The following is a 20,810-nucleotide window of genomic DNA, read 5'->3' as shown; positions in this document are numbered from 1 at the left end:
CCAGATGAGCCAGGCGGCACAGAACCTCAACTGGTTGATAACCAACTTCGTGGACAACACCCCCGGTGTGTCCCACACCGTCGTCGTATCCGCCGACGGACTCCTTCTGGCCATGTCGGAAGGCTTCCCGCGCGACCGCGCCGACCAACTCGCGGCCGTGGCATCCGGGTTGACCTCGCTGACGGCCGGCGCCTCCCGGATCTTCGAGGGCGGCGACGTGGCACAGACAGTCGTGGAGATGGAGCGAGGGTTTCTCTTCCTCATGTCCGTCTCGGACGGCTCGTCCCTGGCAGTGCTCGCGCACCCCGAGTGCGACATCGGCCTAGTCGGCTACGAGATGGCACTGCTCGTCGACCGTGCAGGGGCGGTCCTCACGCCGGACCTGCGCGCCGAACTCCAGGGCAGTCTGCTTCACTGACCGGCCCCGGTACCACCCGTCTCACCAAATCACCGTCCGGCCGCCACAATCCCCCCACCGGCCCTGTCAGACGGCTAGCCCGACCGACTTGCTGTCCCGCCCGGAGGATTCATGACCCCGCCCACCGCCTCTCATGATCCGTACGCCGAGCCGTACGGGGACGAGGGCGACCAGCCGCTGGTACGTCCGTACGCGATGACCGGCGGCCGGACCCGGCCGCGCTATCAGCTCGCCATCGAGGCACTGATCAGCACCACGGCCGACCCGGCAGCGCTGATGGGACTGCTCCCTGAGCACCAGCGCATCTGCCACCTGTGCCGTGAGGTCAAGTCGGTCGCGGAGGTGTCGGCACTCCTCGCCATGCCCCTCGGTGTGGCGAGGATCCTCGTCGCGGACCTCGCCGAGGCCGGACTGGTGGCCATCCACCAGCCGGGCGGCGACGAGAACAACGGCGGCGCTCCGGACGTGACGCTGCTCGAAAGGGTGCTCAGTGGACTTCGCAAGCTCTGACGGAGGGCGGGCGACCACCTCCGCGAAGATCGTGGTGGCGGGTGGCTTCGGCGTCGGCAAGACCACGTTCGTGGGTGCCGTCTCCGAGATCAACCCGCTGCGCACGGAGGCCGTCATGACGTCCGCCTCGGCGGGCATCGACGACCTCACCCACACCGGGGACAAGACCACCACCACGGTGGCCATGGACTTCGGCCGTATCACCCTGGACCAGGACCTGATCCTGTACCTCTTCGGTACGCCGGGTCAGGACCGCTTCTGGTTCATGTGGGACGACCTGGTGCGCGGCGCGATCGGCGCCGTCGTCCTGGTCGACACCCGCCGTCTCGCCGACTGCTTCCCGGCGGTCGACTACTTCGAGAACAGCGGGCTGCCCTTCGTCATAGCCCTCAACGGGTTCGACGGCCACCAGCCGTACAACCCGGAGGAGGTGCGCGAGGCCCTGCAGATCGGGCCGGACGCGCCGATCATCACGACGGACGCCCGGCACCGCTCGGACGCCAAGAGTGCGCTGATCACGCTGGTCGAGCACGCACTGATGGCCCGGCTCCGGTAGCTGTTGGCGGGCCTCGACATGCAGTTCTCAAGTCGGCAGCGCCATACGGCAGTTGTCGTAGACACCCCGGAGCCGGCTGTGGCCTTTGACACGGTCGGCCCCGGTGTTCATAACGTTTCGGCAGAGGAATCGGGTGGTACCGCAACGCGTCGCGGTCATCCGGTGCCACTGCGCTAACAAAGCCCCGTCTTTTGGCGGGGCTCGCTCTTTATGACCGTTTTATCTGGGGCTTACATCACTCGGAATCCGCGGTTCCGACTGTTTGGAATCGCGCAGGCTGACGTGCTGGAATGCCTGAACTGCCCAATAGTCAACGACGTACTGATAGTCAGAGCTCGTTGACGGGCCTGAGACACTGCGGCACGAGGATAGGTGCCGACCGCCGGAAGGTTGTTGGTCGAGTGAGGCGAAGCAAGAACGGTCCCGAGCCGTCGGCCCGGGGCAACTTCACCCCGCCGCCGCGCGGAGCGGCGCCCGCCCCTGTGCCAGGCTCGGAGCCCTCGGCACCACCCCCTCCCAGCGGGAGCCGGTTCTCGCCCCGCAACTGGCGGGTGCCGACCCGGCTGAACGCGATCCTGCTCATACCCGTGGGCGTCGGCCTCATCATGGGCGGCTTCCAGGTCAAGAGCTCGATCGACACCTGGCAGAACGCCGAGGACGCGGAGAAGACAGCCCGCGTGGTGCAGGCCGCGCTGACCTACAGCAACGCGGTCACCAACGAGCGTGACGTCACCGCCGCACCGCTGCTGGAGGGCAAGGGCCAGAAGGACGCGACCGTCGTGGCGGCCCGCAAGGCCACGGACGACGCCGCCGACGTCTTCGACAAGGCCGTACAGAACATGCCGGACTCCCCCGGCCTGGAACGGCGCCTGAGCCGCTTCCGCAAGGTGGAGCCGTCGCTGCAGACGGTCCGGGCCAACGCCTACACCTCCAAGATGAAGGGCGTCCAGACCGAGGAGAGCTACGTCAACCTGGAGCACCCGCTCCTGGAGTTCTCCAACGAGCTGGGCCTCGGCACCGGCAACATCACCAGCTACGGCCGCTCGGTCTACGCCATCGCGCTGGCCAAGGGCGCGCTCTCCCTGGAGCGCTCCATCGGCACCCACCTGCTGCTGCACCCCGGCCCCGACGCGAACAGCCTGGCCACCCAGCGCACCGCCCTCACCTCGTACGCCTACCTGGAGGGCATCGCCATCCAGGAGTACCAGGCCGGTGGTACGGACGCGGACATCACGAAGCTGAACACGGCCCTGGCGAAGGTGCAGACCGACGGCGCGGCCATGGTCAAGCAGGCCGCCGCGCAGGCGAAGGCCGCCGGCAAGACGTATGTGCCGCCGCCGACCGATCCGGTCAAGACGGTCACGGCCATGTCGCAGCTGCAGACCACGGACCCCTCGGCGCGCGAGGCCCTTGCCCAGGAGGGCATCACCGCGACCAACTGGTGGGCGGGCACGACCCTCAAGTACGAGGCGTACCGCAAGATCGAGGAGGACAAGGCCGACATCGCGGTGAGCGAGGCCTCCGACATCGCCAACAACGCCAAGCGTGACGCCATCATCACCGGTGCCGCCGTCGTCGTCGCCCTGCTCCTCGCCTTCATCCTCGCCGGCGCGGTCGCCCGCCAGATGAGCCGCTCGATGCGCCAGCTGCGCAACGCGGCGTTCGGCATCGCCGAGCAGCGCCTGCCGATGCTGGTCGACCAGCTCTCGCGCACCGACCCCGGCCGCGTCGACACCCGCGTCCAGCCGATCCCCATCACCACCACGGACGAGATCGGCGAAGTCGCCAGAGCCTTCGACCAGGTCCACCGCGAAGCCGTACGGCTCGCCGCCGAGCAGGCCCTCCTGCGAGGCAACATCAACGCGATCTTCACCAACCTCTCGCGCCGCAACCAGTCCCTGATCGAGGGCCAGCTGACCCTCATCACCGACCTGGAGAACAACGAGGCCGACCCGGACCAGCTGGAGAACCTCTTCCGCCTGGACCACCTCGCGACCCGTATGCGCCGCAACGGCGAGAACCTCCTGGTTCTCGCCGGCGAGGAGCCCGGCCGCCGCTGGGACCAGCCGGTCCCGCTGGTCGACGTGCTCCGTGCCGCCTCCTCCGAGGTGGAGCAGTACGAGCGCATCGAGCTCTCCGGCGTCCCGGAGGCCGAGATCCACGGCCGCGCCGTGACCGACCTCGTGCACCTGCTCGCCGAGCTGCTGGAGAACGCGACGACGTTCTCCTCCCCGCAGACCAAGGTCCGCGTGACCGCGACCCGGCTCCCCGACGGCCGCGTCATGATCGAGATCCACGACAAGGGCATCGGCCTCACCGCCGAGGACTTCGCGGACATCAACCACAAGCTGGCCAACCCGCCGACCGTGGACGTCGCGATCTCCCAGCGCATGGGCCTGTTCGTGGTCGGCCGGCTGTCCGACCGGCACGGCATCCGGGTCCAGCTCCGTCCCTCGGGCGAGCAGGCCGGTACCACCTCGCTGGTCATGCTGCCGGACGCGATCACCCATGGTGGCGGTGGCGAACAGCAGCTCCAGCGCGACGAGTTCACCGTCTCGCAGATCATGCCGGAGCAGCCGCAGTACCAGGGCGAGGACTTCAACCAGACCCCGATCCGCACGGCCGCCGAGCTCGGCTTCGACGACACCCGCTACCCCGAGGTGCCGGACGACATCCGCGAGCTCGACCCGGTGGGCCGCTCGCTGATGCGCGAGGAGCGCCGGGCGGCCCTGGAGTCCCAGAAGCCGGGCCAGGAGGCCCTGGAGCCGGGCGCCTACCCGGAGTTCGCCGAGTTCGAGGAGCCCCAGCAGCAGCCGTACGCCGAGAACGGACAGCAGGCGTACCAGGAGCAGCCGACGGCGTACAACGGTCAGCCGACGTACGAGGAGCAGCAGCAGACGTCGTACGACGAGCCGCTCCAGCCCGCGTACGACGAGCAGTACTTCGCGCCGAACGGCAACGGGACGCAGAACGACACCTTCGCCGACTCCTTCCCGTCCAACGGCGGTTACCCGGAGCCCGGGTATGCGGAGCCGGTGCAGGAGGAGCACGCGTCGGCGCACGCCGCGGCCCCGGAGACGTATCCGGGCTTCGAAGAGCCGTCCTATCAGGATGACTGGCCGCAGCAGGACGGTTACCGCAACGGCTACCCGGACCAGTACGCTCCGGAACCGGAACCTTCGCAGGCCGCTGACGTGAGTGAGCGGGATCACGTAGGCTTCGACCGTCCGGGACCGGCCCCCTCGGCTGTCCACGCGCTGACCGACGCCGGGTTGCCGCGCCGCGGTTCGGCCGCGAAAGGCACCAACGGTTCGCAGCCCGCGCGCCAGGAGTCGACGGCCTCCGCCCCGGAGAGCAGCACCAACATCTTCGGTACGGCGAACGGCACCGCGAACGGAAACGGCAGCGCCAACGGCAGCACCGGGACCGTGGACTGGCGCTCGGCGAACGACGAGCGGTGGCAGCAGGCCTCGGCGCTGAAGAAGCCGAAGGCCGGCGGGGTCACCTCCTCCGGTCTGCCGAGGCGGGTGCCCAAGGCCAACCTGGTCGAGGGCACCGCCGAGAGCACCCCTCAGGGCGGCCCCCAGGTCTCCCGCGCTCCCGAGGACATCCGGGGCAGGCTCAGCAACCTGCGCCGCGGGGTCCAGCGGGGACGCAGTGAAGGAAGCGAAACGAACGGTCAGGGCTTCGGCTCTGGCAGCACCTACAACCAGGAGCGTTAGTGTGAGCCCGATGAGCCAGGCGGCGCAGAACCTGAACTGGTTGATCACCAACTTCGTGGACAACACCCCCGGTGTGTCGCACACGGTGGTGGTCTCCGCCGACGGACTCCTTCTGGCGATGTCCGAAGGTTTCCCGCGTGACCGTGCCGATCAGCTGGCGGCCGTCGCGTCGGGTCTGACCTCACTGACCGCCGGCGCCTCGCGCATCTTCGAGGGCGGCAGCGTGAACCAGACGGTTGTGGAGATGGAGCGGGGATTCCTCTTCATCATGTCCGTGTCAGACGGTTCCTCCCTCGCAGTTCTCGCACACCCCGAGGCGGACATCGGCCTCATTGGGTACGAGATGGCCCTCCTGGTGGACCGTGCCGGTACGGTCCTGACCCCTGACCTTCGAGCAGAGCTCCAGGGGAGCCTTCTCAACTAACAAACGGACGGTGCGTTTTGGCGTCCCGAGGCCATAAGGTTTCGGGACGCGGCTCCACATTGATGGGTGCCCGGCACAGTCGGAGGAGGAGAAAGTGGCAACACCCCCAGGCGGTTCGTCTTCGGGCAACTGGTCGTACGGCCCCGGGCAGGGGCAGGGCGACGGTTCCCAGAACCGGTACAACTTCCCCTCCTCGCCCTCCCCGCGTCACCCTCAGTACCCGCAGGGCCCCGGTCCGTCACCGTACGACCAGCCGCCGGCGCCGCGCATCCAGCCCGTGCAGCCGCACCGACGCTCCCCCGAGGCCGCGCCCGCGGGTTCGTCGAGCAATCCCCTGGTGCGTCCGTACGCCATGACCGGCGGCCGGACCCGCCCCCGCTACCAGCTCGCCATCGAGGCGCTGGTGCACACCACCGCGCAGCCGCACCAGATGCAGGGCCAGTTGCCCGAGCATCAGCGGATCTGCAACCTCTGCCGGGAGATCAAGTCGGTGGCCGAGATCTCGGCCCTCCTGACGATCCCTCTCGGTGTGGCCAGGATCCTCGTCGCCGACTTGGCGGAGGCGGGCCTGGTCGCCATTCATCAGCCCGGCGGCGACGAGAACGCCGGCGGCCAGCCAGACGTGACACTGCTCGAAAGGGTGCTCAGTGGACTTCGCAAGCTCTAGCGGCGGTCCTTCCCGCTCCACCACCTCGGCGAAGATCGTGGTGGCGGGTGGCTTCGGCGTGGGCAAGACCACGTTCGTCGGGGCCGTCTCGGAGATCAACCCGCTGCGTACCGAGGCCGTCATGACGTCCGCTTCCGCGGGCATCGACGACCTCACCCACACCGGAGACAAGACGACCACCACGGTCGCCATGGACTTCGGACGCATCACCCTGGACCAGGACCTGATCCTGTACCTGTTCGGCACCCCCGGTCAGGACCGCTTCTGGTTCATGTGGGACGACCTGGTACGAGGCGCGATCGGCGCGATCGTCCTGGTCGACACCCGCCGTCTCGCCGACTGCTTCCCCGCGGTCGACTACTTCGAGAACTCGGGCCTCCCCTTCGTCATCGCCCTCAACGGCTTCGACGGCCAGCAGCCGTACAACCCGGACGAGGTCCGGGAAGCGCTCCAGATCGGCCCGGACACCCCGATCATCACGACGGACGCCCGGCACCGCGCGGACGCGAAGTCGGCGTTGATCACGCTGGTGGAGCATGCGCTGATGGCGCGGCTGCGGTAGGACCGACGTGCTGCGGCCCCTGTGTCTCCGGAGGGAGGCGCGGGGGCCCGTTTGCGTTCACCAGAGCCCGGCGGGGTCACGGGCGGCCGCCCGCCGCAGGATCTCCCGGACAGAACCCATCCCGTACCTGTCCTCGGCACTGGAGAGTTCGGCCGCCTCCAGCAGGAGGGGCCGGATGTCGACCCCCGCGGCACGGGCCTCTTCGCACATGCCGTTCAGGGTGACCATCTCGTCCCGGGTGTCGATGCTCTGGTCCCGGGCGGACAGGTACAGCAGCTGCTGCCGGAAGGCCTCGGGCGTCCGCCCCGGTGGCACCTCCGCGGCCCAGCAGAACGAGCCGCACCGGTCCAGCAGCGCCCGCACGGCACTCCGGGTCGGTTCGTCGCCCCGTTCGTAGAGCGCGAGCAGCCGGCGCAGTGCCGCCTCGGCCTCCTCGCGGACACCGGCCTCGTCCAGGGGGTTCGGCCCGTCGCGCAGACGGACCAGCCAGTCGGAGTCGGTGATGTCCACCGGACCCTGCGCCAACGGCTTCAGCAGCGCGTCGACCAGTTCCACCTCGTCCGCCAACTCGCCCGGCACGCCCATGAGTTCCCCCTCCGTCGCCGTCCGAGGGCCCACTGTAGGCATGCAGAGGCCCCGGCCGCCCGGTGAAGGAGGTCGGGGCCCTGTGCGTGCTTCGGGGGCTCAGTGCCAGCTGTGCGGCGCCCGGAATCCACCCTCGCGCTCCAACCGGCGCCAGCCGGCCTTGCGAAGGGGACGGTGGGTCTCAGTCGTGGGGGCAGCCGCCGCACGAGCCAGCAGGATCGCCGTGATGGCGGCGACTTCCTCGGGCTCGGCGTGGCCCTTCTCGACACGAATGTCAGGCGTGGTCATAGGTCTCAGTCTCCGTGAGAGAGGTTTCCGCGGGGGTAGCGCGGAGGGTCCGCCGGGTTACTGCGGGGGGTTGCCGTGCTTGCGCGAGGGCAGGTCCGCGTGCTTGGTGTGCAGCATCGCGAGCGACTGGATGAGTACCTCGCGGGTCTCGGCCGGGTCGATGACGTCGTCGACGAGTCCGCGCTCGGCCGCGTAGTACGGGTGCATCAGCTCGGACTTGTACTCCTTGACCATCCGCGTCCGCATGGCCTCGGGGTCCTCGGCGTCGGCGATCTGGCGGCGGAAGATGACGTTGGCGGCACCTTCGGCGCCCATCACGGCGATCTCGTTGGTGGGCCAGGCGTACGTGAGGTCGGCGCCGATGGACTGGCTGTCCATGACGATGTAGGCACCTCCGTACGCCTTGCGCAGGATGAGCGAAATCCTCGGCACGGTGGCGTTGCAGTACGCGTAGAGCAGCTTCGCTCCGTGCCTGATGATTCCGCCGTGTTCCTGGTCGACGCCGGGAAGGAATCCCGGGACGTCCAGAAACGTAACGATCGGAATGTTAAAAGCGTCACACATCTGGACAAAGCGCGCAGCTTTTTCGCTCGCCTCGATGTCCAGGACACCGGCCAGGGTCTGCGGCTGGTTGGCGACGATGCCGACGACCTGGCCGTCGAGGCGGGCCAGCGCGCAGATGATGTTGCGGGCCCAGCGCTCGTGGATCTCCAGGTAGTCGCCGTCGTCGACGATCTCCTCGATGACCTTGGCCATGTCGTACGGCCGGTTGCCGTCGGCCGGGACCAGGTCGAGCAGGATGTCCGAGCGGCGGTCGGCGGCGTCGGAGGACTCGGCGCGGGGCGGGTTCTCGCGGTTGTTCTGCGGGAGCATCGACAGGAGGTAGCGCACCTCGGCGAGGCAGGTCTCCTCGTCGTCGTAGGCGAAGTGGCAGACGCCGCTCGTCTCGGCGTGCACGTCGGCGCCGCCCAGGCCGTTCTGGGTGATCTCCTCGCCGGTGACCGCCTTCACCACGTCCGGACCCGTGATGAACATCTGGGACGTCTCGCGGACCATGAAGACGAAGTCCGTCAGGGCGGGCGAGTACGCCGCGCCGCCCGCGCACGGGCCGAGCATCACGCTGATCTGCGGGATGACCCCGCTCGCCTTGGTGTTGCGCTGGAAGATGCCGCCGTAGCCGGCGAGGGCCGAGACACCCTCCTGGATGCGGGCGCCGGCGCCGTCGTTCAACGACACCAGCGGAGCGCCGGCCGCGATGGCCATGTCCATGATCTTGTGGATCTTCGTGGCGTGGGCCTCGCCCAGCGCGCCGCCGAAGATCCGGAAGTCGTGGGCGTAGACGAAGACCGTGCGGCCCTCGACGGTGCCCCAGCCGGTGATGACACCGTCGGTGTACGGCTTCTTGGCCTCCAGGCCGAAGCCGACGGCGCGGTGGCGGCGCAGCTGCTCGACCTCGCGGAAGGACCCGGGGTCCAGGAGCAGGTCGATGCGCTCCCGGCCGGTCAGCTTCCCCTTGGCGTGCTGCGCCTCGGTCGCCTTCTCGCTCGGGCCGGCCAGTGCCAACGCACGGATCTCGTGCAGTTCGGCCACTCGCCCGCGCGCGTCCGTCGGCTCACCCGGCGCCTCATCCAAAACGGTCATGTACCGACCCTACGAAGCACACCAAGGATTGTGCGCCGTCGACTCTGCACAGTCTCGGGACCGTTTTCCTGGTACCACCGAACAGAACCTCACCGGCATGCAGCCGTTCCGACTGCTCAGGGGGCGTGGCCGTTGTAGGGGTTACACAAAGGCGATAGCTGAGAGCCACCTCACATTCACCTCGGGAGGGTGCCATCGCCGGAGTGATTCCCGGAGGGAACCCGGGGTCGATTCCCGCGTTGCCGAGCACTCCGCGAGAGCGTACTCGTAGTAGTTGGCGCAACACCCTGCGGATGATGTTGAAAATTGAATGGAATAGGTCTACGGTCCTTCGTGTTGGCATCGTTGAACATTCAACAGATTCAACCCCGCACCACTCCCGTCCCCCTTAGGAGCACGTCATGGGCATCTTCGGCCGCAAGAGCGACGACACCGACACCACCTCGGCGCCCGCCGCAGTCAACCCCGACCTGGCCGCGCTGACCGGCGAGTACACCATCGACCCGTCGCACACGACGCTCGGTTTCGTCGCCCGCCACGCCATGGTCACCAACGTCAAGGGCAAGTTCCTCGACTTCAGCGGCACGCTGCACCTGGACGGTTCGGACCCCGCCAAGTCGACCGCTTCCCTGGACGTGAAGATGGAGAGCATCGACACGGGCTCCCCGGACCGTGACGGTCACCTCAAGAGCGCGGACTTCTTCAAGACGGAGGAGTTCCCCACGATGACCTTCCGCTCCACCTCCGCGGAGGCCCTCGGCGGCGACGACTACCGCATCACCGGTGACCTGGAGATCCTCGGCACCACCAAGCCGCTCACCATCGACCTGGAGTTCAACGGCGCCGCGAAGGACCCGTTCGGCAACGAGCGCGTCGGCTTCGAGGGCAAGGCCGAGATCCTGCGCTCCGAGTGGGGCCTCACCTGGAACGCGGCGCTGGAGACCGGTGGCGTCCTCGTCTCCGACAAGATCAAGCTGAACTTCGACATCTCGGCGATCAAGAGCGCCTGAGGTTGAGCCACGCGGCCAGATCATCGATCTCGGCCTCCACGGCATCGGCGATGCTCCTGCTGAACTCCACGTCCTGATGGACGGCGTTCACCAGGAGCACGCCCGCCTTGCGGTCAGCCGTCGCGTCGAGCTTCCCGACGAGCTGATCGCCGTAGAGAATCGGCAGCGCGAAGTAGCCCCAGCGGCGCTTCGCGGCCGGCTTGTACATCTCCAACTGGTAGTCGTAGCCGAAGAGTTCGGTGGTGCGCTTCCGGTCGTGGATCAGTCGGTCGAAGGGTGAGAGCAGTGCGGTCCGCCCGCTGAACGGCCGGTCGAGATACGCCGGATCGACCCGCCACTCCCCCTTCACCCCTTCCACGACGGCCGGTTCGCCGGCCTCGCCGACGACGGCGGGTTCGACCGGGAGCGCGGTGCCGGTGGCGCGGGCGATACCGAGTGCGCGGAGCCGCCGTTCGTTCCGGAGACGGCGGGCTTCCGCGACGGGGACGGCTGGTTCGTCCGGGTAGACGCGGGACGCCAGGTCCCAGAGCCGTTCGCGTCCCGCCCGCCCAGCGATCGCGACTTCCCCGCGCAGCGTCATCAGCTCCAGGAGCTGGCTGACGTTGCGGTTGTGCGTCCAGCCGGACGACTGCCACGGCACCGCGCAGGTGTCGGGCAACTCCCTTGAGGTGAGCGGCCCTTCGCTCCCCAACCGGTCGAGAATGTCGCGCCTGCACGCGTCGTTGGCCGCGACCCACTCCCGGTAGTGCTTCGACTCCTTCTCCCATACGGCCATGTCGGCGCGGTACAGCGCCAGGTCCTCGCTCGGGCGGATCATCGCGCGGAGTTCGAGGAGTGTGCGGTTCGCGAGCGCGGCGGTGAGGTCCTCCCGGGCGTACGACGAGCCGAGGCGGCTCCAGGCGACCAGGTCGGCGTTGGGCGCTATCGCGGCCGTGGGGTCGATCTGCAGCAGGGTCAACCGGCGTACGACGGCATGGAGTTCGGTGGGACGCTGGGCGTCGAGGAGTTGCGCCTGGACGGCGATACGGCGGGCTTCGGTACGGGTCAGTTCATGCATGGCGCTGATGTGCTCCCGGGGTGTGTCCGAAGGTACGGCGGAAGACGTCGATGAAGGCGCTGGCGGACGACCAGCCGCACTGGTGGGCGACGGCGGTGACCGGGGTGTCCTCGGCCAGCAGCACCAGGGAACGGTGCAGGCGGAGTTGGGTGCGCCACTGCGGGAAGGTCATGCCGAGGTCGGACTTGAAGAGCCGGGAGAGCGTACGGTCGCTCGCGCCGACCTCTCTGCCGAGGGCTGCCAGGGTGCGGTCGTCGGCCGGGTTGGCGCCGAGGGTCTCGCAGACTGCCGTCAGGAGAGGGGCAGTTGGGGTGGGCAGGTGGAGGGGCTGCTGGGGTGAGGCCTTCAGCTGGTCCAGCAGCACGGCCCGCAGGCGCGCGCGTTCGGGACTGTCGTCGTCCGGAGAGTGGGTGTACGCGAGGATCAACTCCCGTAGCAGCGGCCCGACTTCGAGGACGGTCGGCTGGTCGAGCCCCAGCGGGTTGTCGCTCGCGGGCAGGCCGAGCAGCCGGAGTTCGAGTTCGCCGTGGGCCTGGTGGGCGTGCACGGTGCCGGCCGGTACCCAGATGGCGCGGGTGCCCGGCGCGATCCACGACCCCGCGCCGGTCGTCACGGCCACCACGCCCCGCCCCGCGTAGACGATCTGGTGGTCGTCGTGGCGGTGGGCGCCGATGGCGGCGCCGGGGGCCAGCCACTGGGTGCGGGTCGGCGCCACCGGCTCATGGCGGACTTCTGTCATTGTCTGGCAGTTTATCGGAAGCGCGACAGACCGCCGGGCGATGAACATGGCGATATGTCAAGGAACAAAGCGATCACGCTGCTCGCTGTCGGCCATGCCTGTGTGGACATCTACCAGGGCTCGGTCGCCGCGCTCATCCCGTTCTTCGTCGCCGAGCGCGCCTACAGCTATGCCGCGGTGTCGGGCATCGTGCTCGCCGCGTCCCTGCTCTCCTCGGTGGCGCAGCCGGTGTTCGGTCTGCTCACCGACCGCCGGGCGATGCCGTGGATCCTGCCGCTGAGCACGGTGCTCGGCGGACTCGGCATCGCCCTGAGCGGCCTGAGCGGCTCCTACGGACTCACCCTGGTGTTCGTGGCGGTGTCCGGTGTCGGGGTCGCCGCCTACCACCCCGAGTCCGCCCGGGTCGCCCGGCTCGTCAGCGAGGGCAGCCACAGCGCGATGGGCTGGTTCTCGGTGGGCGGGAACCTCGGTTTCGCCGCCGCGCCGCTCATGGTCGGCGGTGTCGTCGGCACCGGCGGCCTGCGCCTGTCACCGCTGCTCGTGCTCCCCGCCCTCGCGGGCAGCGTGCTGTGCCCACCGGTGCTGCGCGCGCTGGGGAAGCGGGAAAGTGGTGCCGCCCACGGCACGGTCCCGGTCGGCATCGACGACAAGGCGTCATTCGTGCGGCTCTCGATGTCCGTGGTCCTCCGCTCCATGGAGTTCATCGGCCTGAGCACCTTCATCTCGCTCTACGCGCAGCAGCGCATGGGAGGCGGTACGGCGGCCGGGACCGTGGCGCTGTTCGTCCTCTACGCCGGCGGCGCCCTGGGCTCCGTGGTGGGCGGCGGTCTCGCGGGCCGCTGGGACCGGGTGACGGTGGCCCGCTGGTCGTACCTGCTGACGATCCCGGCGATCGCGGGCACGGTGTTCGTCCCCGGCCCCGCGTTCTACATCTTCGTGGCGCTGGCGTCCCTCGCCCTGTACGTCCCCTTCTCCCTGCATGTCACCCTCGGCCAGGACTACTTGCCCACCCGCGTCGGCACTGCCAGCGGGATCACGCTCGGCCTGACCGTCAGCATCGGGGGCATGGTCACTCCGCTGATCGGGACCATCGCCGACGCGACGTCCCTGCGGACGGCGCTGACCCCGCTGATCGTGCTGCCGGTGTTGAGCTGGCTGCTGTTCCGGGGGCTGCCCGAACCGACGCCCCCGCGGCGGGTGTTGCCGACGCCGGAGACGACCGGCGCGACTGCCTGAGCCCACCGCCGCCGTGTCGTCGGGTCAGACCCGTTCCCGCGCCCACGGCTGGCGCATCCGGCTGCCGGCGTCGGCGCGGACCTTGCGCGCGTCACGGCCGACGTGCCCGTTCATCGCCGACCGCAGCCGGTGGTGGAACGTGAAACCGGGAGCCGGTCCCGCCTTCGCCGGCCGCTCCCGCACATCGGCCTTCGTGCACAGCAGGTTCCACACCCGGTCCGGGCACTCCCCGTGCCGCCAGAGGAAATCGCAGTACGGGATGTGCGCGATCTCCAGGTTCAGCCAGCCGTCCTTCTTCAGCACGCCCTCCCACTCGGACCGGCGGAGCTTCAGATATCCGCGCTTCCGGTCGGACTTGTCGACGCTGGTGACGCCGAGCACGCGGACGAAGCCCGGGGTGTGCTCCAGCACGAGGACCGGACGCTCCTTGTAGTTGTTGTCGTCGTGGGTGAGTTCGGCCGTCCAGACATCGCCCACGGCCGGGGGCCAGGACTTCACTCCGGGAGGTGCGGGGTCGGCCGGCGGTCCGGTCCTCAGCCAGGGCACCAGGCGGACGGCCGCGGCCACCGCGCACCCGGCGGACACCGCCACCGTCGACCACCACAGAACGGCGAGCAGCAGCGCTCCGGCGGTGGCGTGGTCCGAGTCGGGGGCGAGAGTGCCGCCGGTGTGGTCGATCCAGTACCCGGTCGCGACGGCCAGGAGCGCCTTCTGCAGCGCCGACCACAACATGACCAGCGGGAAGTAGCCGTGGTCCACCGTGCGCAGCAGACCCAGTACGGCGGCGGTCGTCGCGTAGACCATGGTCAGCCCGGCCATGGCCTGATTGCCGATCCCGGTGTCCAGGAACGCCATGACGCCCGTCACCACAGAGCAGAGGCCCACCGCGCGCGCCGCGACCAGCAGGCGGCTCCCCTTGAGCCGCGCGGGCGCCACCATCCGGACCATCGGACGGGCCACCAGGACGCACAGCGCGAGCAGACCCACGCTGATCCAGGTGTTCCTGGTGCCGGTGAAGCCGACCCGGAGCGCCGTGAACATCAGCACCCACATCACCCACGAGCCGAACCCCACCGCGAACGGCGCCCCGCCCAGGAACTCGGGGAACAGCCGCTTGGACCTCAGCCGCGGCATCTGCACGCCACTGATCAGTGTCACACTCAGCCCCACCAGAAGGACGACCCCCGCCAGAAACGCCTGCACGCTCTCTCCCCCGTTCTCGACGCTGGGAGCAGCATGGGCACGCGACCGGCGTGCCGGGCGTCGTTTCGTTCTTCCGCGCCCGCACGCCTTCCGGTCTGGTAAAAGCGCGGGCTACGGACTTGCGACGTCAGACCACGGCGAGCCGGTCCACCAGTAGCCGGGTCCTTCGTTCGGCGTCGGCCGGGGGCAGGCGGCCCGCTCGGGTCAGGGTGGCCAGGCCGTGCAGGGACGCCCAGAACACCTCGGTGAACAGGCCCGGTTGGACTCCCTCTCCGGCGACCGCGTCGAGGTTTTCCAGCAGGGCGGCGAAGGCGCCCTTCAGCGGCTCGGGGGTGTCCTCCTGCGCGAAGGCCAGGCCGCCGTCGAGCTGGAACATGGCGTCGTAGACCGCCGGGTTGCGTTCGGCGAAGTCGAGGTAGGCGCGGGCGATGGCGGCGGCCCGGGCGTGCGGGCCCTTCGCGGCGGAGGCCGCGGCCCGCAGCTCCGCGGCCATCTCCGTGGCGCCCTGGAGGGCTACGGCGCCGATGATCTCCCGCTTGCCGCGGAAGTGGCTGTAGAGGACGGGCTGGCTGTACTCGATGCGCTCGGCCAGCCTGCGGGTGGTGACCGCGTCCCAGCCCTGCTGCTCGGCGAGTTCGCGGGCCGTCGCCAAGATGAGGCGCTCACGGCTCGCCCGTTCGCGCTCCTTGCGTTCCTGTACCGACATGGTTCGACCCTAGCACCGCTAGACATTCGAGCGGCAGTAGGTCTAGCGTTGCCTCATCGTCTAGCAATGCTAGAAATCAGGGAGAGTCATGATGCTCACCGCACTTGAGGTCTTCACCACCGTGGTCGTCGGCGTGATGGTCGGGGTGGAGTTCTCCGTCGCCTTCGTCATGAACCGGATCTTCAACGCCCTTCCCGAGGACAGCGGCCAGCTCGGCCGCGCCCACGGGGGCCGGATGCTCGGCGCGGTGATGCCGGTCTGGTACATCGGCTCGCTCGTCCTGAGCGCGGTCTGGGCCGTCGCCGGATGGCACCACGACGGCGCCGGCCTCGTCGTCACCGCCGCCGGACTGCTGATCGTGAGCGTGATCATGTCGATCCTGCTGCTCGTCCCGATCAACAACCGGGGCAAGACATGGACCCCCGAGAACCGGCCCGACGACTGGAAGGAGCAGATGAACCGCTGGGACCGCTACCACTACGTCCGCGTCGCCGTCATCATCGCCGCGTTCGCTCTTCTTGCAGCGGCCCTCACCTGAGCGCGAACTCGCACCACACCACCGTGCCGGGCGACCGTTCCCCGACCCCCCACTTGTCCGACAGCGCGGCGACCAGCATCAGACCTCGCCCCTCCTCCGCGTCCAGTTGTCGGTACGGGGTGCGGACCTTGCGGAGTTCGGTGGTGCCGCTGTCGTGAACCTCGATACGGAGGACTCCGTCGGGGTGCAGGGAGAGGTGGAGGGCGAAGCCCCGGCCCGGCGGTACACCGTGGAGGATCGCGTTGGTCGCCAACTCGCTTACGCAGAGCAGCGCGTCGTCCATCCGGTCCGTGACCGACCAGGACGTGATCGTCTCCCGGGTGAAGTCGCGGGCCAGGGCGACCGATCTGCGGTCCCGGCGGTAGAACGCCTCGCGGGTGTGGCCTTGTTGGAGTTGTTCATTCACGGGACCACTGTCACAGGGAGTCACTATCGTGGGTCAGTGAGTGAGGTCGTAGTTCTCATTGCTACGACCTCACTACGACGTCTTCGGGTGTGCGCGGGGGAAAGGGACACGCATGCAATCGGCGAAGAGGCCCAAGAAGGTCGGCACTTGGGAAGCGGTGGGTGGGCTGGTCGCCCATTTCCGGCGGAAGGCGGGGCTCACGCAGGAGCGGTTCGCCGAGCTCGCGAATCTGCACGTCGATACGATCCGGTCGATCGAGCAGGGGCGGCTGGCGTTGCAGGACTACCGGGCGGTGGAGTTCGATGAACTGCTCGGTACGGGTGGGGCGTTGTTCGCGCTGGTGGACAAGTTGCCGGTGCGGGAGCGGATGCCCGCGTTCGCGCAAGGGCTCGTCGACAATGAGCAGGAGGCGCTCAGCATCCTGTCGTACGAGAGCCTGGTCATTCCAGGGCTTCTCCAGACCAGGGACTACTGCCGCGCCGTCTTCGAGTACCGCTATCCAGCACTCGGGGACGAGACAGCCGAGCAGTGGGTCGACAACCGGATGCAGCAGCAGTTGATCTGGCAGCGCAAACGGCCGCCGGTCGGGCACTTCATCATCGAGGAGAGCGTCCTGCGGAGGCAGGTCGGCAGTGCGGAGGTCATGCGGACGCAGATTCAGCAGCTGCTGGACTTCACCGAGCCGGTGAACATGAGCTTGCAGATCATGCCGATGGATCGGACTCCGCACGCCTGTCTCGACGGTCCCATGGTGCTGCTGGAAACGCCTGAGCACGATCGCCTGGTCTGGCTGGAGGTGCAGCGGGCAAGCTTCCTCGTGGATGATCCCGACGAGGTCAGCGACTATCACCACAAGTATGGAATGCTGCGGTCTCAGGCTCTCACTCCTGCCGAGAGTGTGCGCCTCTTGAACGGACTGCTAGGAGACTGATGAACACCGCAGCACGGCAGCAGCACCGACCGGACGAGCTGGCGTGGTTCAAGTCCAGTTACAGCGGCAGCGAAGGCGGCAACTGCATCGAAGTCGCCTACGCCTGGCGGAAGTCCAGCTACAGCAGCAGCGAGGGCGGGGACTGCATCGAAGTCGCCGCCCACCCCTCCGCCGTCCACGTCCGGGACTCCAAGGTCGCCGCCGGTCCCATCCTCACCGTCTCCCCCAGGACTTGGACCACGTTCCTCGGCGAAGTCACGCGTCCCGGAGCCTGAACCACACTCCCCCGACCCCCAACAGGCCCACCGCGTAGGCCGCCAGAACCCCCAGGCCCGGCCACGGAGCGATCGCCAACCTGTCCAGGTTCGTTGTCGCCTGGATGGACAGGCCCGCCGGCATCGGGGCCCAGCGCTGGAAACGGTGTTGCCAGGTCGGGGAGCTGACGAGGTGGGACAGGAGCGGGACGACGTAGAGGACGCCCAGGCCCAGTGTGATCGCGCCTCCCGTGTCGCGGAGCAGGGTCGCCAGGGACAGGCCCAGGAGCGTCACCAGGACGAGGACGAGGATCGAGCCGGCCGCCGCCCGGAGCGTCGCGGTGTTCGTCGGGGGCGGCAGGATCAGGTGGGCCAGGCCCAGGGAGGCCAGGACCGCGAGGGCTCCCGCCGATGCCGTCAGCAGTGACAGAGCCGCCGCCTTCGATGCCAGGACCCGCCATCTCCCCGGCATCGCCGTGAGCGTCGTGCGGATCGTGCCCGTGGCGTACTCCGCGCCTATCGACAGCGCGCCGAGGACCAGGCAGACCGCCTGACTCAACTGGATTCCGGTGAGGGCCAGTTTGACCGTGTCCTCGTGGCAGGCGGCCGGTGTCGGGCACACCCGGGTGGTGAGCGACGAGACCGCCGCCGCCCCGACCGCCGCCGTCAGGGCGACCGTTGCCGCCAGGAGCCACCAAGTGCTGGGCAGTGTGCGGAGTTTGGTCCATTCGGCGTGCAGTGACCTCACGCGTCCCGCCTCCGTAGCGTCCAGACCGCCAGCAGGAGCGCCGCCGCCGCGTAGGCCGCGAGTACCGCCAGGCCGTGGTAGGGGGTGAGGGGATAACAGCCGCTCTCCGGGAGGCAGTTGTGCTGGACCTGGGGGTAGTGGGTGAGGCCCTGCTGGATGGCGAAGGCCGCCGCCGGTGTCGCCCGCAGCAGCCACTGCGCGACGGGGAGCGGGAGGGCGAAGGACAGGATCTGCGGGAGGATCACGAGGACCACCACCGTGGCGATCGTGCCGGCGCTGCTGCGCAGGACCACTCCCAGGGACAGGGCCAGGACCGCCACCAGGGAGAGCAGCACCGCGCTGCCCACGACCGCCCTCGACGCCGGGTTCTCCAGCAGGGAGAGGTCGGGGAACTGGGGCGGCTTGAAGCCGTTCGAGCGCAGGGTCTTCTGGGCCACGGTGAAGCCAATGGCCGTGGACAGCAGGCCCGTCGAGAAGGTGATCAGCCCGATCACCGTCGCCTTCGCCGCGAGCACCTTCGTCCGGGACGGCGTCGCCGTGAACGTCGTACGGATCAGACCCCGTTTGTATTCGGTCGTCACGAAGAGCGTGCCCAGGGCGACCATGAAGAGGAGGCCCACGAAGACTCCCTGGAAGCTCATCTGGACCATGTCGGGGTTGTTCTCGTCGGGGGCGATGTCTCCCTGGCCGGTGAGGGTGTAGGTGCCGGTCGGGGACACCGTCGAAGCGCCCGGCCGGCTGTTCCCGGGCGGGGCGTCGGGGTCGGGGGCGCCGACGTCCGTGGCCGACCAGGCGCTGTCCGTCGAACTGCCCTGGAGGGTCAGGTGGTCGAAGGTGCCGGTGGCCTGGCCGCTGCCGGCCACCTCGCTCGTGCCGCCGAAGGAGCGGTGGACGATCTCGTTGACCGGGGCTGCCAGGAACAGCCCCACCTGGACCGTCGAGGGCAACCCGTCGAGCCGCACCTCCCCGAGCCGGGTCCATTTCTGACCGTCCACCGACGCGTAGCCGGTCAGTTTCCCGCCCAGCCTTTGCAGGCGGAGCCACTGCGGGGCCTCGGTCAGGTCGCTGGTCGGGCCCGCCTTGTCGTGCGTGAAGTTCCACTGCATACGGACGCCGTGGCCGGGGGTCGCCATCACCGCCGCGTACGGCGAGCCCGGCTTCAGGCTCGACTTGACGATGATCCCGGCCTTCGCCCAGGGTCCGAGTCCCTTGCCGGAGGCGTCCTTCAGGCCGGTGACGCGCGCCGTGACCGTGCCGTCGCCGGTCAGTGCGCGGTGGGTGAAGCGGAAGGAGTCGTTGACGACCTCGCCGCCCGGGCCGAGGACGACCGGCGGCCCGCCGCTGACGCTGGAACCGCTCGCGCCCAACTGGCAGACCACGACCGTGACCACCGCGGCGATCGCCAGCACCAGCGGCCAGGCCCTGACCGTCCAGAACTTCGTCCACTCGGCGCGCAGCAGACGGCCGAAGCCGGCGCGGGCCGGGTGCAGGGCCGAGCGGTACGGGGGAACCGTCCTCGTGGGTGTCGTCGGTGTCGTCGTCATCGGGACGTCACCTCGTCCCCGTCCGTGGCCGTCGACGTGAACTCGACCGCCTCCCTGGTCAGTTCCATGTACGCCTCCTCCAACGACGCCCGATGCGCGCCCACTTCGGCGAACGGGACCCGGGAGGCGGAGAGCAGTTCCACGATCCGCTCGGCGGACAGGCCGGTGACGGTGAGCGTGTCGCGATCGGTGACGGCCACCGTGCCGCCCTCCCGGGCGAGCAGTTCCATCGCTTCCGTACGACTGCTCGTGCGCAGCCGTACCCGGTCGCCGGAGGCCGCAGCGAGGAGGTCGGCGACTGCCGTGTCGGCGATGAGACGTCCCCGGCCGATGACCACCAAGTGGTCTGCGGTGTCTTCGAGTTCACTCATCAGGTGGCTGGAGACAAGGATCGCCCGGCCTTCGGCGGCAAGGTGGCGGAGCAGGGTGCGGATCCACTGGATGCCCTCGGGATCCAGGCCGTTGACGGGTTCGTCTAGCAGCAGAACCGGCGGGTCGCCGAGCAACGCGACGGCTATGCCGAGCCGTTGGCGCATCCCGAGGGAGTAGCCCCCCGCCCGTCTCCGGGCCGCCTGCTCCATGCCGACCTGTTCGAGGACCTCGTCCACGCGGCGCATCGGCAGCCCGTGCGAGTTGGCCAGCCAGCGCAGGTGGTCGCGGCCCCGGCGGGCGGGGTGCAGGGCGGCGGCGTCCAGGAGGGCGCCGACCTCCAACAGCGGGGTGCGCAGGGCGTGGTAGGGGTGTCCGCCGATCAGGGCCCGGCCCTCGTCGGGGGTGTCCAGGCCGAGCAGGGAGCGCATGGTGGTGGACTTGCCCGCGCCGTTGGGACCGACGAATCCGGTCACCGTGCCGGGCTCGACCGTGAAGGAGAGGCCGTCGACCGCGAGGGTCCGGCCGAACCGCTTCCGTAAGTCGCGGACTTCGATGGTTGCGTCGCTCATGGTGAGGGAGGCTAGGCGCGCCCCCCAGACCGTGTCGTCACGCCGCGGAGGTCCCTCCCGAGGGGGACGCCGGGCGGAACGGGGGTCGTCACAATGTCCGGGTGGGCGTGGAGGGGTCGTCGGG

General features: G+C 69.2%; 23 protein-coding genes. 12 read left to right on the top strand and 11 right to left on the bottom strand.

Annotated features, from left to right (window positions below; translation table 11 throughout):
* Positions 1-4: 4 nt before the first annotated feature.
* The 7 genes from ACWDEW_RS07270 (at position 5) to ACWDEW_RS07240 (ending at position 6,859) form a co-directional block, all read left to right on the top strand.
* Complete coding sequence (locus ACWDEW_RS07270) at positions 5-418, top strand: roadblock/LC7 domain-containing protein (RefSeq protein WP_005479910.1); 414 nt, start codon at positions 5-7, stop codon at positions 416-418.
* 111 nt (positions 419-529) lie between these two features.
* Positions 530-928, top strand: a complete 399-nt coding sequence (locus ACWDEW_RS07265; protein WP_019058642.1) for a DUF742 domain-containing protein — start codon at positions 530-532, stop codon at positions 926-928.
* Entirely contained in the window at positions 909-1,484 is a 576-nt protein-coding gene (locus tag ACWDEW_RS07260) for a GTP-binding protein (protein WP_006375318.1), read from the top strand. The genes ACWDEW_RS07265 and ACWDEW_RS07260 overlap by 20 nt, the downstream gene beginning before the upstream one ends.
* Positions 1,485-1,885: 401 nt before the next feature.
* Positions 1,886-5,206, top strand: coding sequence for a nitrate- and nitrite sensing domain-containing protein (locus tag ACWDEW_RS07255; protein WP_450510445.1), 3,321 nt, complete (start codon positions 1,886-1,888; stop codon positions 5,204-5,206).
* Between the two features lie 10 nt (positions 5,207-5,216).
* On the top strand, positions 5,217-5,630 hold the full coding sequence (locus ACWDEW_RS07250) for a roadblock/LC7 domain-containing protein (RefSeq protein ID WP_005479603.1): 414 nt from the start codon (positions 5,217-5,219) through the stop codon (positions 5,628-5,630).
* 94 nt (positions 5,631-5,724) lie between these two features.
* Positions 5,725-6,297, top strand: a complete 573-nt coding sequence (locus ACWDEW_RS07245; protein ID WP_026178547.1) for a DUF742 domain-containing protein — start codon at positions 5,725-5,727, stop codon at positions 6,295-6,297.
* Positions 6,278-6,859: a GTP-binding protein gene (locus ACWDEW_RS07240; RefSeq protein ID WP_009314218.1), complete on the top strand. Its 582-nt coding sequence runs from the start codon at positions 6,278-6,280 to the stop codon at positions 6,857-6,859. Before ACWDEW_RS07245 ends, ACWDEW_RS07240 begins: the two co-directional genes overlap by 20 nt.
* Positions 6,860-6,916: 57 nt before the next feature.
* Here ACWDEW_RS07240 and ACWDEW_RS07235 read toward each other — a convergent pair whose 3' ends face one another.
* The 3 genes from ACWDEW_RS07235 to ACWDEW_RS07225 form a co-directional block, all read right to left on the bottom strand.
* The gene (locus tag ACWDEW_RS07235; protein ID WP_450510442.1) at positions 6,917-7,444 is read right to left on the bottom strand and encodes a hypothetical protein; all 528 of its coding nucleotides are present in this window, start codon (positions 7,442-7,444) and stop codon (positions 6,917-6,919) included.
* 99 nt (positions 7,445-7,543) lie between these two features.
* Entirely contained in the window at positions 7,544-7,732 is a 189-nt protein-coding gene (locus ACWDEW_RS07230) for an acyl-CoA carboxylase subunit epsilon (protein ID WP_019068709.1), read from the bottom strand.
* A gap of 57 nt (positions 7,733-7,789) precedes the next feature.
* On the bottom strand, positions 7,790-9,373 hold the full coding sequence (locus ACWDEW_RS07225) for an acyl-CoA carboxylase subunit beta (protein ID WP_043259487.1): 1,584 nt from the start codon (positions 9,371-9,373) through the stop codon (positions 7,790-7,792).
* Between the two features lie 401 nt (positions 9,374-9,774).
* Between ACWDEW_RS07225 and ACWDEW_RS07220 the strand changes: the two genes are divergently transcribed.
* Positions 9,775-10,383: a YceI family protein gene (locus ACWDEW_RS07220; protein WP_450510441.1), complete on the top strand. Its 609-nt coding sequence runs from the start codon at positions 9,775-9,777 to the stop codon at positions 10,381-10,383.
* On the opposite strand, the gene ACWDEW_RS07215 is transcribed toward ACWDEW_RS07220, so the two are convergent.
* Both ACWDEW_RS07215 and ACWDEW_RS07210 read right to left on the bottom strand, forming a co-directional pair.
* On the bottom strand, positions 10,370-11,440 hold the full coding sequence (locus ACWDEW_RS07215; RefSeq protein ID WP_450510440.1) for a DNA glycosylase AlkZ-like family protein: 1,071 nt from the start codon (positions 11,438-11,440) through the stop codon (positions 10,370-10,372). The two genes, ACWDEW_RS07220 and ACWDEW_RS07215, sit on opposite strands and share 14 nt — an antisense overlap.
* Positions 11,433-12,179 carry an AraC family transcriptional regulator gene (locus ACWDEW_RS07210; protein ID WP_450510438.1) on the bottom strand — a complete coding sequence of 249 codons (747 nt, stop codon included), beginning with the start codon at positions 12,177-12,179 and terminating at the stop codon, positions 11,433-11,435. The genes ACWDEW_RS07215 and ACWDEW_RS07210 overlap by 8 nt, the downstream gene beginning before the upstream one ends.
* Before the next feature lie 54 nt (positions 12,180-12,233).
* Here ACWDEW_RS07210 and ACWDEW_RS07205 point away from each other — a divergent pair, with 54 nt between their 5' ends.
* On the top strand, positions 12,234-13,415 hold the full coding sequence (locus ACWDEW_RS07205) for an MFS transporter (protein WP_450510436.1): 1,182 nt from the start codon (positions 12,234-12,236) through the stop codon (positions 13,413-13,415).
* A 24-nt stretch (positions 13,416-13,439) separates the two neighbouring features.
* Here the strand turns inward: ACWDEW_RS07205 and ACWDEW_RS07200 are convergent, their stop codons facing one another.
* Complete coding sequence (locus tag ACWDEW_RS07200; RefSeq protein WP_450510434.1) at positions 13,440-14,618, bottom strand: hypothetical protein; 1,179 nt, start codon at positions 14,616-14,618, stop codon at positions 13,440-13,442.
* 127 nt (positions 14,619-14,745) lie between these two features.
* The gene (locus tag ACWDEW_RS07195; RefSeq protein WP_450510432.1) at positions 14,746-15,324 is read right to left on the bottom strand and encodes a TetR/AcrR family transcriptional regulator; all 579 of its coding nucleotides are present in this window, start codon (positions 15,322-15,324) and stop codon (positions 14,746-14,748) included.
* 91 nt (positions 15,325-15,415) lie between these two features.
* Between ACWDEW_RS07195 and ACWDEW_RS07190 the strand changes: the two genes are divergently transcribed.
* Positions 15,416-15,862 (top strand): anthrone oxygenase family protein, encoded by a 447-nt coding sequence (locus ACWDEW_RS07190; protein WP_450510745.1) that lies wholly within the window; start codon positions 15,416-15,418, stop codon positions 15,860-15,862.
* Here the strand turns inward: ACWDEW_RS07190 and ACWDEW_RS07185 are convergent.
* Complete coding sequence (locus ACWDEW_RS07185; protein ID WP_450510430.1) at positions 15,855-16,268, bottom strand: ATP-binding protein; 414 nt, start codon at positions 16,266-16,268, stop codon at positions 15,855-15,857. The genes ACWDEW_RS07190 and ACWDEW_RS07185 overlap by 8 nt on opposite strands.
* 112 nt (positions 16,269-16,380) lie before the next feature.
* Here ACWDEW_RS07185 and ACWDEW_RS07180 point away from each other — a divergent pair, with 112 nt between their 5' ends.
* Together ACWDEW_RS07180 and ACWDEW_RS07175 are read left to right on the top strand one after the other, a co-directional pair.
* Positions 16,381-17,199 carry a helix-turn-helix domain-containing protein gene (locus ACWDEW_RS07180; RefSeq protein WP_450510428.1) on the top strand — a complete coding sequence of 273 codons (819 nt, stop codon included), beginning with the start codon at positions 16,381-16,383 and terminating at the stop codon, positions 17,197-17,199.
* Positions 17,199-17,474, top strand: a complete 276-nt coding sequence (locus ACWDEW_RS07175) for a DUF397 domain-containing protein (RefSeq protein WP_450510426.1) — start codon at positions 17,199-17,201, stop codon at positions 17,472-17,474. Before ACWDEW_RS07180 ends, ACWDEW_RS07175 begins: the two co-directional genes overlap by 1 nt.
* On the opposite strand, the gene ACWDEW_RS07170 is transcribed toward ACWDEW_RS07175, so the two are convergent.
* Genes ACWDEW_RS07170 through ACWDEW_RS07160 form a run of 3 tightly spaced genes read right to left on the bottom strand, consistent with a single transcriptional unit; the run spans position 17,455 to position 20,686 of the window.
* Positions 17,455-18,201 carry an ABC transporter permease subunit gene (locus ACWDEW_RS07170; RefSeq protein WP_450510424.1) on the bottom strand — a complete coding sequence of 249 codons (747 nt, stop codon included), beginning with the start codon at positions 18,199-18,201 and terminating at the stop codon, positions 17,455-17,457. The genes ACWDEW_RS07175 and ACWDEW_RS07170 overlap by 20 nt on opposite strands.
* Positions 18,198-19,745: a hypothetical protein gene (locus ACWDEW_RS07165; protein ID WP_450510422.1), complete on the bottom strand. Its 1,548-nt coding sequence runs from the start codon at positions 19,743-19,745 to the stop codon at positions 18,198-18,200. The genes ACWDEW_RS07170 and ACWDEW_RS07165 overlap by 4 nt, the downstream gene beginning before the upstream one ends.
* A complete protein-coding gene (locus tag ACWDEW_RS07160; RefSeq protein ID WP_450510421.1) occupies positions 19,742-20,686 on the bottom strand; it encodes an ABC transporter ATP-binding protein in 945 nt (314 codons plus the stop codon). Before ACWDEW_RS07160 ends, ACWDEW_RS07165 begins: the two co-directional genes overlap by 4 nt.
* Between the last annotated feature and the right edge of the window lie 124 nt (positions 20,687-20,810).

The organism is Streptomyces sp. NPDC001100 (genome assembly GCF_053598575.1).
This window is presented reverse-complemented; position numbering and strand designations above follow the sequence as displayed.

Coding starts and splice junctions, on each gene's coding strand:
- ACWDEW_RS07270 (WP_005479910.1), top strand. CDS start 5: ATGAGCCAGGCGGCACAGAACCTCAACTGGTTGATAACCAACTTCGTG.
- ACWDEW_RS07265 (WP_019058642.1), top strand. CDS start 530: ATGACCCCGCCCACCGCCTCTCATGATCCGTACGCCGAGCCGTACGGG.
- ACWDEW_RS07250 (WP_005479603.1), top strand. CDS start 5,217: ATGAGCCAGGCGGCGCAGAACCTGAACTGGTTGATCACCAACTTCGTG.
- ACWDEW_RS07235 (WP_450510442.1), bottom strand. CDS start 7,444: ATGGGCGTGCCGGGCGAGTTGGCGGACGAGGTGGAACTGGTCGACGCG.
- ACWDEW_RS07230 (WP_019068709.1), bottom strand. CDS start 7,732: ATGACCACGCCTGACATTCGTGTCGAGAAGGGCCACGCCGAGCCCGAG.
- ACWDEW_RS07225 (WP_043259487.1), bottom strand. CDS start 9,373: ATGACCGTTTTGGATGAGGCGCCGGGTGAGCCGACGGACGCGCGCGGG.
- ACWDEW_RS07220 (WP_450510441.1), top strand. CDS start 9,775: ATGGGCATCTTCGGCCGCAAGAGCGACGACACCGACACCACCTCGGCG.
- ACWDEW_RS07215 (WP_450510440.1), bottom strand. CDS start 11,440: ATGCATGAACTGACCCGTACCGAAGCCCGCCGTATCGCCGTCCAGGCG.
- ACWDEW_RS07210 (WP_450510438.1), bottom strand. CDS start 12,179: ATGACAGAAGTCCGCCATGAGCCGGTGGCGCCGACCCGCACCCAGTGG.
- ACWDEW_RS07205 (WP_450510436.1), top strand. CDS start 12,234: ATGTCAAGGAACAAAGCGATCACGCTGCTCGCTGTCGGCCATGCCTGT.
- ACWDEW_RS07195 (WP_450510432.1), bottom strand. CDS start 15,324: ATGTCGGTACAGGAACGCAAGGAGCGCGAACGGGCGAGCCGTGAGCGC.
- ACWDEW_RS07190 (WP_450510745.1), top strand. CDS start 15,416: ATGCTCACCGCACTTGAGGTCTTCACCACCGTGGTCGTCGGCGTGATG.
- ACWDEW_RS07180 (WP_450510428.1), top strand. CDS start 16,381: ATGCAATCGGCGAAGAGGCCCAAGAAGGTCGGCACTTGGGAAGCGGTG.
- ACWDEW_RS07175 (WP_450510426.1), top strand. CDS start 17,199: ATGAACACCGCAGCACGGCAGCAGCACCGACCGGACGAGCTGGCGTGG.
- ACWDEW_RS07165 (WP_450510422.1), bottom strand. CDS start 19,745: ATGACGACGACACCGACGACACCCACGAGGACGGTTCCCCCGTACCGC.
- ACWDEW_RS07160 (WP_450510421.1), bottom strand. CDS start 20,686: ATGAGCGACGCAACCATCGAAGTCCGCGACTTACGGAAGCGGTTCGGC.